Genomic DNA, 11,900 nt, shown 5'->3' on the forward strand with positions numbered 1-11,900 from the left:
CCATCCACAACCGAAGAGCCGTCCGAAACCGGAGAGCCGCGCCTCCCCTCCGTCCGGGGGAGGCGCGGCTCTCTGTTCCGCCGGCTGTCCTCAGCCGTTCAGCAGTTCCGTCGCCTGGCCGACCACCGGCAGGCTGCCGATCGACTGCGCCTGCGCCACCGGCCGGGTCAGCGCCTGCGAGGTCAGCGGCTTGAAGTCGGCGAGTTGGGTGCCGACGCCGTTGTCGAGGGGGTCGACTCCCGTGCCGGCCAGCGGGTTCGGCTTGAGATCGGTGACCGGACCGGTGACGTAGCCGACCGTGCCGCTCAGCGCCTGAAGGCCGGCCTGCGGATCGGCGTTGCCGAGGGAGGTCGGTTGCGTACGCAGGACGTCCAGGGCCGGCTCGCTGTCCGCGGACGCCGTGGCCGCGCCTGCTCCCAGCGCCACCCCCGCGGTCGCGAGGGCGACCAGGGCGCGTCGGGCGGTCGGGGTGTGGGGGAACGCGTGTCGGGCCATCGCTGCTGCCACCTTCTCCATGCACGGGGTAATCGAATCGACACGAAGGGTAGTTGACGTGTGACGCGCGCTTCAAAGCCGACCCGCGGGGTCGTCCTGGCCTCCGTCGATGCCTCACACTGGTGACCCGTGAGCTCCCCTCCACCCATACCGACGCGAGTCGTGCTGCTCTGCGGCCCCTCCGGCTCCGGCAAGTCCCTCCTCGCCGCCCGCTCCGGCCTCCCGGTCCTGCGGCTCGACGACTTCTACAAGGAGGGCGCGGACCCGACGCTGCCCCTCGTGTCCGGGAGCTCCGACATCGACTGGGACCACCCGGACTCCTGGGACGCGGACACGGCCGTCGCCTCGATCGTGGAGCTGTGCCGCACGGGTCGTACCGACGTTCCTGTCTACGACATCTCGCTGAGCGCCCGTACCGGCACCGAGGCGGTCGACGTGGGGCGGACCCCGCTCTTCATCGCGGAGGGCATCTTCGCCGCCGAGATCGTGACCCGCTGCCAGGAGCTCGGCGTGCTCGCCGACGCGCTGTGCCTGAGCCGCGGCCCGGTCCGCACCTTCCGCCGGCGCTTCCTGCGGGATCTGCGGGAGGGCCGCAAGTCGGTGCCGTTGCTGGTGCGCCGCGGCTGGCGCCTGATGCGTCTCGAACGTTCGATCGTCGCCCGTCAGAGCGCGCTGGGCGCCCACCCCTGCGACAGGCACGAGGCCCTCGGCCGCCTCGCCGCGGCGGCGGGCCGCCGCCCGGCCGCCAGCCCGGCGAGCTGAACGGCCCGTACCCCCGACCGCACGCGAAAACGGGACTGGACGGACCCCCCGGTCCTCCAGCCCCGCTCCCTCGGTGCCCCCGCACCTTCCCCCGTGCTCCCCCCAGCCGGTCCCCCGGACACCGCTCCCCCGTCGGCGCCCCCCGGCTCTTGCTCCCCCGTTTCCCCGCTCCCCCCGGACCTTCAGGCCACGAGCTCCCCGAAGGCGTCCTGCTCGTCACGGCCGAAGCTGAGGACCTCGTCCTCGCGCAGCCGGCGGAGCGACCGCCAGATGCTGGACTTCACCGTGCCGACACTGATGTCGAGGATCTCCGCGATCTCCGGGTCCGTGCGGCCCTCGTAGTAACGAAGGACCAGCATGGTGCGCTGGAGCTCGGGCAGCCGGGCCAGCGCCTGCCACAGGACCGCGCGCAGCTCGGTGCCGCGCATCGCGTCCGTGTCACCGGGCGTCTCCGGCAGTTCCTCGGTCGGGTACTCGATCAGCTTGCGGCGGCGCCACGCGCTGATGTGCAGATTCGTCATGGTGCGGCGGAGGTATCCGCCGACCGCCGCCTTGTCGCTGATCCGCTCCCACGCCCGGTACGTCGAGAACAGCGCGCTCTGCAGCAGGTCCTCGGCCTCGAAGCGGTCACCGGTCAGGTGGTAGGCGGTCGCGTACAGGGAGGCGCGGCGCTCCTGGACGTAGGCGGTGAACTCCACCTCCGACAGGGAACGACGCTCCCCCGTGCCCTCCCCGTACGCTGCTCCCCCGTGAGCTTCCCCCGTGTGTGCGTCGACCACCGCCATGTACGCGGTGTGCTGACGCCCGGTGCCGCGAGCGCACCCCCGCCCTCCCCCACGCTCGAACACGCTCCCGCGGGAGGGACCCCCATCAGCACCGGACTTCTCCGGCCCCCGGCCGACGTCGTGCAGACGCGTGATCACTGCGCTAGTGCTGGTGCTGTGCAGCGTGTTCATCTCGCGCCCCCCGTCGTGGACTTCCCCGGTGTTCTGCTGGTTCGACTTGCTTCCTTGCTTGTGCCGAGAAGCTTGCCCGGGGCAGTTCATGGCCGTGTCCGCCGACTGTCACAGACCTGTCACAGGGGCCCTTCCCAGAAGGTTCACAGCGGGCTCATGGACACGTGCCGTAGGGACGGACGCGGAGAGCGGTGCGGCGGTTGCACGACGTGCCGTGGGAGCGCTCGCACATCCGGTACGTCCGCACAGGTCGAACAGCACCCCCTCCATGGGCCAGAATGAGCCCGTGCCTTCCCTGTTGCTGATCGAGGACGACGACGCCATCCGTACGGCCCTGGAGCTGTCCCTTACGCGCCAGGGCCACCGGGTTGCCACCGCTGCCACCGGCGAGGACGGCCTGAAGCTGTTGCGCGAACAGCGGCCGGATCTGATCGTGCTGGATGTGATGCTGCCCGGTATCGACGGGTTCGAGGTGTGCCGGCGCATCCGGCGCACGGACCAGTTGCCGATCATTCTGCTCACCGCCCGCAACGACGACATCGACGTGGTCGTCGGACTGGAGTCCGGCGCCGACGACTATGTCGTCAAACCCGTCCAGGGCCGGGTGCTGGACGCCCGTATCCGGGCCGTGCTGCGACGCGGGGAGCGGGAGGCCAACGACGCGGCGACCTTCGGTTCCCTGGTCATCGACCGTGCGGCCATGACCGTGACGAAGAACGGCGAGGACCTCCAGCTCACGCCGACCGAGCTGCGGCTGCTGCTCGAACTGAGCCGACGGCCGGGGCAGGCGCTGTCGCGCCAGCAACTGCTGCGGCTGGTGTGGGAGCACGACTACCTCGGTGACTCGCGGCTCGTCGACGCCTGCGTGCAGCGGCTGCGCGCCAAGGTCGAGGACGTGCCGTCGTCCCCGACGCTGATCCGGACCGTGCGGGGCGTGGGCTACCGGCTGGACTCTCCTCAGTGACCGAAGCGCACGGGGGGCTCCGCGGCTGGGCCGTGGCGCGCAGGGGAGTCTGGTCACGGCTGCGGTTCACCAGTCTGCGGCTGCGACTGGTGGTGGTGTTCGCGCTGGTCGCCCTCACCGCCGCGGTGTCCGCGTCCGGGATCGCCTACTGGCTCAACCGCGAGGCCGTGCTCACCCGCACCCAGGACGCGGTGCTGCGCGACTTCCAGCAGGAGATGCAGAACCGGGCGGGCGTGCTGCCCGAGAACCCCTCGCAGGACGAACTGCAGCACACCGCCGGCCAGATGGCCAACAGCAGCCAGCGCTTCAGCGTGCTGCTCGTCGGCGCGGACGCGAACGGCCGGACGGTGTACGGCAACTCCGGCGCCCTGGACGGCTTCACCCTGGAGGACGTGCCCGCGTCGCTGCGCGAGGCCGTCAACCGGGAGCAGTCGGTCAGCTCCAACAACAAGTACCCCTACCACCTGTACTGGCAGCGGGTCGTCCAGCACGACACCCCGTATCTCGTGGCCGGTACGAAGGTCATCGGCGGCGGCCCGACCGGTTACATGCTCAAGTCGCTCGAGCCGGAGGAGAAGGACCTCAACTCGCTGGCCTGGTCGCTGGGCATCGCCACCGCGCTCGCTCTGATCGGCTCGGCGCTGCTCGCGCAGGCCGCCGCGACGACCGTACTGAAGCCGGTGCACCGGCTCGGGGTGGCCGCCCGCCGGCTCGGCGAGGGCCGGCTGGACACCCGGCTGCGGGTGTCGGGCACCGACGAACTCGCCGATCTCTCCCGGACGTTCAACAACGCGGCCGAGGCACTCGAGAAACGGGTGGCCGACATGACCGCGCGCGACAACGCCTCGCGCCGCTTCGTGGCCGACATGTCCCACGAACTCCGTACGCCGCTGACCGCCATCACCGCGGTGAGCGAGGTGCTGGAGGAGGAGCTGGAGGCGGAGACCGGGGGGATCGACCCCATGGTCGAGCCCGCCGTACGGCTCGTCGTCAGCGAGACGCGCCGGCTGAACGACCTCGTGGAGAACCTCATGGAGGTCACCCGCTTCGACGCGGGCACCGCCCGGCTGGTGCTCGACGACGTGGACATCGCCGACCAGATCACCGCCTGCGTGGACACCCGGGCCTGGCTGGACGCGGTGGAACTGGACGCCGAGCGCGGCATCCACGTCCGGCTCGACCCCCGCCGCCTGGACGTCATCCTGGCGAACCTCATCGGCAACGCCCTCAAACACGGCGGCTCCCCGGTGCGGGTCGCGGTACGCCCGGCCGCGGACGAGCTCGTCATCGAGGTGCGGGACCACGGGCCCGGCATCCCGGAGGACGTCCTGCCGCACGTCTTCGACCGCTTCTACAAGGCGAGCGCCTCCCGGCCGCGCTCCGAGGGCAGCGGGCTCGGCCTGTCGATCGCCCTGGAGAACGCCCACATCCACGGCGGCGAGATCACCGCCGCCAACTCGGCCGAGGGCGGCGCGGTGTTCACGCTACGACTGCCGCAGGACCCGTCGGACCTCATGGAGGAGCCCGCCGAGGACCACGAGGACACCAAGCAGGGGGACGCCTGATGAACGGACGCCGCCTGCTGGCGCTCCCCCTGCTCGCCGCGCTGCTCACCGGGTGCGGCATCCGGTCCACCGAGGTGCCGACGGACTTCGGCCCGGCGCCCTCCCGGGTGCGCTGTTCGCTGTCCGAACCGGACGTCTCGGCGCAGGCCGCGCGCGGGCTGCCGGTGCAGGTGTTCCTGCTGTGCGGCTCGTCGCTGGTGACCGTCGACCGGACGGTGCGCGTCCCGGACAGCGCGGCGGACTCCCGGCGACGGGTGCTGGTGGCGCAGGGGCTGCTCGACGAGCTCGCCGCGAACCCGTCCGCCCCCGAGAAGGAGGCCGGGTACACCTCGGACGTCCGCGGCGGCATGACCGTCGGCGGGCCGCGCCCCAAGGACCCGGACGACACGCTGCGCCTGAGCACCCGGCCCGGCGACCTCACCTCGTACGCCCTCGCCCAGATCGTCTGCACGTTCTCCGACTCGGCGGCGGCCGAGGGCGACGGCTCGGTGATCCTCGGCGGCCCGGGCACGGAAGCACCGCGACGCTACGAGTGCACGGACGAGGTACGGGCAAGACCCGGAACCACGGAACCCCCGTCAACCGAGGTCACCGACAGCTGACGGGCGGGCCCACGCGTGGCGGGCGGGGCTTGCCCGCGTCCGGCGGGCAGGGCCCGCGCGTCGCTCGAGCGGGGGCCCCACACGTCCCCACGAGGTGAGCGCCACGCGTCTCGCGACCGGCGAGCCCAGGGGGCGGGTGCGGGCTGCGGGGCGGCACACGGGCGCGGTCCGCAGGGCTGCGTCACACGGACGTGGCACGCGGGGGCGCGGGGTCCGGACATGGCGCGCGGAGGCGCGGTGTCCGGCCATGGCGCGCGGGGGCGCGGTGTCCCCGGCCATGGCGCGCGGGGGTGTTGCGCCGGGCGCGGCGCCGGAGTCGTCGGACTCGGTGCGGAGGTGTGGTGCAGGCCTCACAGAGGTACCGGGTGGCAAGCCGGAACCGATCGTGCCGAGGGGCGCGTCTTGGGGGGCGTGCAGCGTCAAGGCTTCATCGGCGGCAGCGTCGCGATCCGCGTCCGTGTGACAGGAGGTGTCCTCCTGGTCGCACATCTCGCGTTCGTCGCCTGGTTCACGCTGCGCCCGCTGGACGTCCCCTGGGTGATGCCGCCCAACCTGCATCCGCTCACCGGCATTCGGGCCGATCTGGCGCTGGGGTGGCCGCAGGCCGCCCGGCGTATCGGCGAGGGGCTGGCGCTGCTCGCCCCACTGGGCGTCCTGCTGCCGATGGCGCACGGCAGGCTGTGGGCCTTCCCGCTGGCATCCCTGGTCCGCTCGGTCGCCGCCGGCGCCCTGGTCTCGCTGGGCATCGAGCTCCTCCAGACCAGCGTGCCCGGGCAGGTCGTGGACGTGGACTCGCTGCTCCTGAACACCCTGGGCGTGGCCCTCGCTCATGTCGCCCTGGTCCCCGCGGGCCGCGCCTGGCTCCGCCGCAGGTCCCGGTCGAGGCAGCGGACGCCCGTCCCCGCGGAGGAGGCGTCTCAGGGTCGCACCCCGACGATTCCCAGGGTCGGGATCGCACCGTAGAGCGAGGCTTCGCCCGATTCGGGTGCGTAGCGTTGAAGGCAGTTGGGCAGCCGACACAACGACACGAAGGAGCCAAGATGACCGCCCTTGCCCGCCCCACCCAAGGCCGCATGATCGGTGGAGTGTGCGCAGCGCTGGCACGGCGCTTCGGCACCTCCGCGACGACGATGCGGGTGATCTTCCTCGTCTCCTGTCTGCTGCCGGGCCCGCAGTTCCTGCTCTACATAGCGCTGTGGCTCCTGCTGCCGTCGGAGGACAAGGCGCGGACCGCCTGGTAGGCCGTTTCGCAGGTCCCGTCCCGTATGTACGCCGGTGGGGCGCACCCCGTGTCCGAGGGGTGCGCTCCACCGGCGCGTTCGGGGTACGGCTCAGCCGATGGGCACGCCGTTCACCGGGAGGCCGTGCGTGGGCAGGCCCTGGCCGATCGGCAGGCCGCCGAGCAGCCCGGCGACCGGCGCGGTCGGGCTGCCGGCGAGCAGCTGCTGGGCAGCGGGCTGCGCGGCGGCCAGGCCGACGCCGATCGCGTTCCGGCCCTGGGACAGCGCCTCACCGGCACCGGGCAGCGTGTTGGTGATGTTCTCCGCCGGGAGCGTCTGAGTGATGCCGTCGAGCGCCTGGGTGGCGTCCGGGCCGGCCGGAGCGGCGTTCGCGGCACCCGCACCGGCGGCGGCGAAGGCGGCACCGAGGGCGGCGACACCGAGGGTCTTGGCAGCAGACTGCTTCATTAAATGCGTCCTCGAAATGGGGTTACGGGGATGTGAGCGGTCCACGACCGTAAACATGCCGACCCGCACGCCGCAAACATCGAAATGCGGACAGGTTGTGAATACCTGTCCGCATTCCGTATCCCCGAGCGTTCCGTTTTCAGCCTTCCGAGGCAACAGAACCGCTGGTGGAGACGGTTTGCTTGAACAGCCATTCGGACTTCAGCTCGGCATATCCGGGCTTGATGACGTCATTGATCATCGCGAGTCGTTCATCGAAAGGAATGAACGCTGATTTCATCGCATTGACGGAGAACCACTGCATGTCGTCGAGCGTGTAGCCGAACGCCTCGACAAGGTGCTCGAATTCCTGGCTCATGCTGGTGCCGGACATCAGGCGGTTGTCCGTGTTCACGGTCGCGCGGAAGTGCAGCCGGCGCAGCAGCCCGATGGGGTGCTCGGCGTAGGAGGCGGCGGCCCCGGTCTGGAGGTTGGAGCTGGGGCAGAGCTCCAGCGGGACGCGCTTGTCCCGGACGTAGGAGGCGAGCCGCCCGAGTTTCACCGTGCCGTCCTCGTGGATCTGGATGTCGTCGATGATGCGCACCCCGTGCCCGAGCCGGTCGGCGCCGCACCACTGCAGCGCCTGCCAGATGGACGGCAGTCCGAAGGCCTCGCCGGCATGGATGGTGAAGTGGTTGTTCTCGCGCTTGAGGTACTCGAAGGCGTCGAGGTGCCGGGTGGGCGGGTAGCCGGCCTCGGCGCCCGCGATGTCGAAGCCGACCACGCCCAGGTCCCGGTAACGGTTGGCGAGTTCGGCGATCTCCAGAGCGCGGGCCGCGTGCCGCATGGCGGTGAGCAGGGCGCCGACGCGGATGCGGTTGCCGTTCTCGCGGGCGAGCCGCTCCCCTTCCCGGAAGCCCTCGTTGACGGCCTCGACGACCTCTTCGAGGCTGAGTCCGCCTTCCAGGTGCTGCTCGGGCGCGTACCGCACCTCGGCGTAGACGACCCCGTCGGCGGCGAGGTCCTCGGCGCACTCGGCGGCGACCCGCACCAGGGCGTCGCGGGTCTGCATGACCCCGACGGTGTGGGAGAAGGTCTCCAAGTACCGTTCCAGGGAGCCGGAGTCGGCCGCCTCACGGAACCAGACGCCGAGCTTGTCCGGGTCCGTTTCGGGGAGTTGGGTGTACCCGGTCTCCCGGGCGAGGTCGACGACGGTGCCGGGACGCAGCCCGCCGTCGAGATGGTCGTGCAGCAGAACCTTGGGCGCCCGGAGGATCTGCTCCGCGCTCGGGGTGTTCCCCATCTGGGCAGTCTGGCTCGTCATTTCCGCACTCTAACTCCTACGCGCGTAGATCGCCCGCTGTACGAATCCGTCGATACGTAACGGTGACCGCACGGCCTAGTGGCGTACACCGTCGCTTCTGACACTGTTCTGTCATGGCACAGCAAGCGACGCCGGTTCGCACGGCCCGGCTGGGCAGGGCGTTCGGCCCGGAGCCGACGACGGTGAGCGGCGTGGTGCTGCTGCTCCCCGGCGGCGAAGAGATCTCCGGCCGCAGACCGTCTCCCATGATGGTGACCGCTTTCGTACGCGCGTTGGGGCGCCGGCTCGCCCGCGCGGGCCGGGAGGAGGGCCTGGCCGCGCACGTCGTGCACTACCGCTTCCGCGGCTGGAACGGCGCCGAGGCCCATCTGGCGCAGGACGCCTCCTGGGCCGCCGAGGAGGCCGTACGACGCTACGGCGACGTGCCCGTCTGCCTGGCGGGCGTCGACATGGGCGGCCGCGCGGCGCTGCGCTCGGGCGGCCACGAGGCCGTCAACTCGGTGGTGGCGATCGCCCCCTGGCTGCCGGAGGAGGACGTGGCCGCGCCCGCCGAACCGGTGAAGCAGCTCGTCGGCCGGCGGGTCCTGCTCGTGCACGGCACCAACGACGCGCGCACCGATCCAGAACTGTCGTTCCGGTTCGCGGCGCGGGCGAAGAAGGCGAACCGGGATGTCTGCCGGTTCGAAGTCCACTCCGACGGACACGCGTTGAACCAGCACCGCACCGAAGTCCTCGCCCTCGGCGAGGACTTCGTCATGGGGTCACTGTTCGGGCGGTCCTTCTCGCGCCCGGTGGAGGACGCGTTGGCGGCACCGCCGCCACTGGGACTGCGGATGCCGTTGGCGGCGGGCTTCGGCAAGTCACTGCGGCGGTAGGGCGGCGGGGGCGGTCTCCGTCGGCGGGGGCGGTCTCCGGCGGCGGGCGACGTGGACGGGCGACGTGTGACGGAGGCGTCAGCCCAGCCCGGGGCCCGCCGCGGGCGCGCCCGACGGCGCCTGGTCGCTCACGGACCCGGACACCGGTGGGACCGGGTGCCCTCCGGACCGGGTGGCTGGTGTCGGCGGGGGCCGGGTGGCTGGTGTCGGCAGGGCCGGGTGGCTGGTGTCGGCAGGGGCCGGGTGGCTGGTGTCGGCGGGGGCCGGGTGGCTGGTGTCGGCGGGGGCCGGGTGGCTGGTGTCGGCGGGGGCCGGGCACCCCCGCTCGACGGCATCCGTCGGCCGCCCCCGCTCGACGGCGCCCCGGCGTCACGTGGGTAGCAGGTTGCCGCGTCTCGACAGGAGGAACTTCTTGAAGGCGGCCACCGGGGGTGTGTCCGGGTGGCCGTCGAGCCAGGCGACGCCGATCTCCCGTACCGCCTTCGGGGAGGTGACGGTCAGTTCCACCACGCCGGGGCGGGGTACCGCCGGCGGTGGCAGCAGGGCCACTCCGAGGCCGGCCGCCACCAGCCCGCGCAGCGTCTCGGCCTCCTCCCCCTCGAAGGCCACCCGGGGCTGGAATCCAGCCTCCGCGCAGAGGTCGTCGGTGATGCGGCGCAGCCCGTAGCCGGGTTCCAGGGTCACGAAGGTCTCCTCGGCGGCCTCGGCCAGCCGGACGCGCCTGCGGGCGGCCAGGCGGTGGTCGGCCGGGACGACGAGGCGCAGCTTCTGCTCGTCGAGGCGGCGGCCGACGAGGTCGGGCGCGTCCGGCACGGGCGAGGTGAGGCACAGGTCCAGCTCGCCCGCCCGCAGTCCCTCGATCATCGCCTCGCCGTAGTTCTGGACCAGGCTGAAGCGGACGCGCGGATGGTCGGCGCGGAAGGCGCGGATGAGGCCGGGCACCGTCTCCGAGCCCATGGTGTGCAGGAAGCCGAAGGCGACCTTGCCGGTGGCCGGATCGGCGTCGGCGCGCACCTCGTCGGCGGCGCGCCCGATCTCGGCGAGGGCACGTTCGACGGAGGCGAGGAAGGCGCGCCCGGCGGGGGTGAGCGAGACGGTCCGGCCACGGCGGGCGAACAGGTCGACCCCGAGGTCCTGCTCGAGCCGGACCATCGCCCGGGACAGGGTCGACTGCGGGACCCGCATCTCCCGCGCGGCCCGCGTGACGTGCTCGGTGCGGGCGACGCCGGCGAAGTGGGCGAGCCGCGGAGCGAGCAGCGCGACCAGGTCGTCGGTGTCTTCTGTGTCACCGGACCGTGACAGGTGAGCCTGTGACCTCTGCTGATGCACCATGGGAACGATTATGGCGATTCCATGCATTGGACGGATGAGCGGGGCCGTACGTAACTTCGAGGCATGTCTCCCGCCAGTACCGGGGCGTCCACCGTCATGGGCGCCGATGCCGTTGTCCCCGCCGTCACCGACACCCGTCTGAGTCCGGGCGGCCCCGGCTACCGCCGGATGAGCCTCGCCCTCTTCCTGGCCGGTGTCGCGACCTTCGCGCTGCTCTACTCCACCCAGGCCCTGCTGCCGCTGATCTCCGGCGAGTTCGGGGTGGCGGCGAGCGAGGCGAGCTGGACGGTGGCGGCGGCGACCGGCGGCCTCGCGGTGTTCGTGCTCCCGATGAGCGCCCTGTCGGAACGGTTCGGACGGCGTACGGTCATGACGGCGTCGCTGGCGGTCGCGGTGGCCGTCGGCGTGCTGGTCCCCTTCGCCCCCTCGCTGACCGCGCTGGTCGCCCTGCGGGCCCTGCAGGGCGCGGCGCTGGCCGGTCTGCCGGCCTCGGCGACCGCGTACCTCGCGGAGGAGGTCCGGCCCAAGGCGCTGGTCACGGCGATCGGCCTGTTCGTCGCGGGCAACAGCGTCGGCGGGATGAGCGGCCGGGTCATCACGGGCTGGGTCGCGCAGGAGTGGGGCTGGCGGATCGCGGTCGGCGTGATCGGGGCGATCGCGGTGGGCTGCGCGGTGGCGTTCCGGGTGCTGCTGCCGGCGCCGAAGCACTTCGCGCCGGGCTCCCTGCGCCCGCGTGTGCTGGCCGGCACCGTGCGCGACCACCTGTCCGACCCGCTGCTGCGCCGGCTGTACGCGATCGGCGCCCTGTTCATGACGGTGTTCGGCGGGGTCTACACGGTGATCGGCTACCGCCTGACCGAGGCCCCCTTCGGCCTGCCCCAGGGCATCGTCGGCTCGATCTTCCTCGTCTACCTGGTCGGCACGGTGTCGGCGTCGACCGCGGGCAGGCTGGTGGGCCGTCTGGGCCGGCGCGGGGCCCTGTACCTGGCCGGCGGCACCACGGCGACGGGTCTGCTGCTGACCCTGGCGGACTCCCTGGCGCTGGTCCTGCTCGGCCTGGTCCTGATCACCGCCGGTTTCTTCGCGGGCCACGCGGTGGCGTCCTCGGCCGTCAGCAAGACGGCGACACACGGCCGCGCGCAGGCGTCCGCCCTCTACCAGTCGGCGTACTACATCGGTTCCAGCGCGGGCAGCACGGTGGGCGCGGTGGCCTTCCACGCGGGCGGCTGGGCCGGGACGGTGGCCGTCGGCGTGCTGGCGGTCCTGGGCGTCGTGGCGATCACCGTGCTCGGTTCGCGGGCGGCGCGGGTCGCCGCGCGGCGGGCGCCGGTACCCGCGCACTGACTCCCGCGCTCACC

The 11,900-nt window shown here is 72.3% G+C and carries 13 protein-coding genes; 8 read left to right on the forward strand and 5 right to left on the reverse strand.

What is annotated here, in order from left to right:
* Window positions 1–90 precede the first annotated feature (90 nt).
* The gene (locus OG985_RS18805; protein WP_371669507.1) at window positions 91–495 is read right to left on the reverse strand and encodes a hypothetical protein; all 405 of its coding nucleotides are present in this window, start codon (window positions 493–495) and stop codon (window positions 91–93) included.
* 129 nt (window positions 496–624) lie between these two features.
* Between OG985_RS18805 and OG985_RS18810 the strand changes: the two genes are divergently transcribed.
* A complete protein-coding gene (locus tag OG985_RS18810) occupies window positions 625–1,257 on the forward strand; it encodes a uridine kinase (RefSeq protein WP_371669508.1) in 633 nt (210 codons plus the stop codon).
* A 182-nt stretch (window positions 1,258–1,439) separates the two neighbouring features.
* Here OG985_RS18810 and OG985_RS18815 read toward each other — a convergent pair whose 3' ends face one another.
* Window positions 1,440–2,213 carry a SigE family RNA polymerase sigma factor gene (locus tag OG985_RS18815; RefSeq protein ID WP_371669509.1) on the reverse strand — a complete coding sequence of 258 codons (774 nt, stop codon included), beginning with the start codon at window positions 2,211–2,213 and terminating at the stop codon, window positions 1,440–1,442.
* A gap of 286 nt (window positions 2,214–2,499) precedes the next feature.
* On the opposite strand from OG985_RS18815, the gene afsQ1 reads away from it, so the two are divergent.
* From afsQ1 to OG985_RS18840, 5 genes are all read left to right on the forward strand, one after another.
* Window positions 2,500–3,177, forward strand: a complete 678-nt coding sequence (afsQ1, locus tag OG985_RS18820) for a two-component system response regulator AfsQ1 (protein WP_356046442.1) — start codon at window positions 2,500–2,502, stop codon at window positions 3,175–3,177.
* Window positions 3,174–4,742 (forward strand): ATP-binding protein, encoded by a 1,569-nt coding sequence (locus tag OG985_RS18825; protein WP_371669510.1) that lies wholly within the window; start codon window positions 3,174–3,176, stop codon window positions 4,740–4,742. The genes afsQ1 and OG985_RS18825 overlap by 4 nt, the downstream gene beginning before the upstream one ends.
* Window positions 4,742–5,344, forward strand: coding sequence for a hypothetical protein (locus OG985_RS18830; protein WP_371669511.1), 603 nt, complete (start codon window positions 4,742–4,744; stop codon window positions 5,342–5,344). Before OG985_RS18825 ends, OG985_RS18830 begins: the two co-directional genes overlap by 1 nt.
* 411 nt (window positions 5,345–5,755) lie before the next feature.
* Entirely contained in the window at window positions 5,756–6,307 is a 552-nt protein-coding gene (locus OG985_RS18835) for a VanZ family protein (RefSeq protein ID WP_371669512.1), read from the forward strand.
* 77 nt (window positions 6,308–6,384) lie between these two features.
* Entirely contained in the window at window positions 6,385–6,585 is a 201-nt protein-coding gene (locus OG985_RS18840) for a PspC domain-containing protein (protein ID WP_371669513.1), read from the forward strand.
* A gap of 90 nt (window positions 6,586–6,675) precedes the next feature.
* Here the strand turns inward: OG985_RS18840 and OG985_RS18845 are convergent, their stop codons facing one another.
* Both OG985_RS18845 and OG985_RS18850 read right to left on the reverse strand, forming a co-directional pair.
* Window positions 6,676–7,032, reverse strand: coding sequence for an ATP-binding protein (locus OG985_RS18845; RefSeq protein WP_371669514.1), 357 nt, complete (start codon window positions 7,030–7,032; stop codon window positions 6,676–6,678).
* Between the two features lie 139 nt (window positions 7,033–7,171).
* Window positions 7,172–8,335, reverse strand: coding sequence for an adenosine deaminase (locus OG985_RS18850; RefSeq protein WP_371669515.1), 1,164 nt, complete (start codon window positions 8,333–8,335; stop codon window positions 7,172–7,174).
* A gap of 113 nt (window positions 8,336–8,448) precedes the next feature.
* On the opposite strand from OG985_RS18850, the gene OG985_RS18855 reads away from it, so the two are divergent.
* Window positions 8,449–9,210 (forward strand): alpha/beta hydrolase, encoded by a 762-nt coding sequence (locus OG985_RS18855; RefSeq protein WP_371669516.1) that lies wholly within the window; start codon window positions 8,449–8,451, stop codon window positions 9,208–9,210.
* Between the two features lie 369 nt (window positions 9,211–9,579).
* Here the strand turns inward: OG985_RS18855 and OG985_RS18860 are convergent, their stop codons facing one another.
* Window positions 9,580–10,542 carry a LysR substrate-binding domain-containing protein gene (locus tag OG985_RS18860; protein WP_371669517.1) on the reverse strand — a complete coding sequence of 321 codons (963 nt, stop codon included), beginning with the start codon at window positions 10,540–10,542 and terminating at the stop codon, window positions 9,580–9,582.
* Between the two features lie 63 nt (window positions 10,543–10,605).
* Here OG985_RS18860 and OG985_RS18865 point away from each other — a divergent pair, with 63 nt between their 5' ends.
* Complete coding sequence (locus OG985_RS18865) at window positions 10,606–11,886, forward strand: MFS transporter (protein ID WP_371669518.1); 1,281 nt, start codon at window positions 10,606–10,608, stop codon at window positions 11,884–11,886.
* The last annotated feature ends 14 nt before the right edge of the window (window positions 11,887–11,900 follow it).

The sequence above is a fragment of the Streptomyces sp. NBC_00289 genome (assembly GCF_041435115.1).
Lineage (GTDB): Bacteria > Actinomycetota > Actinomycetes > Streptomycetales > Streptomycetaceae > Streptomyces.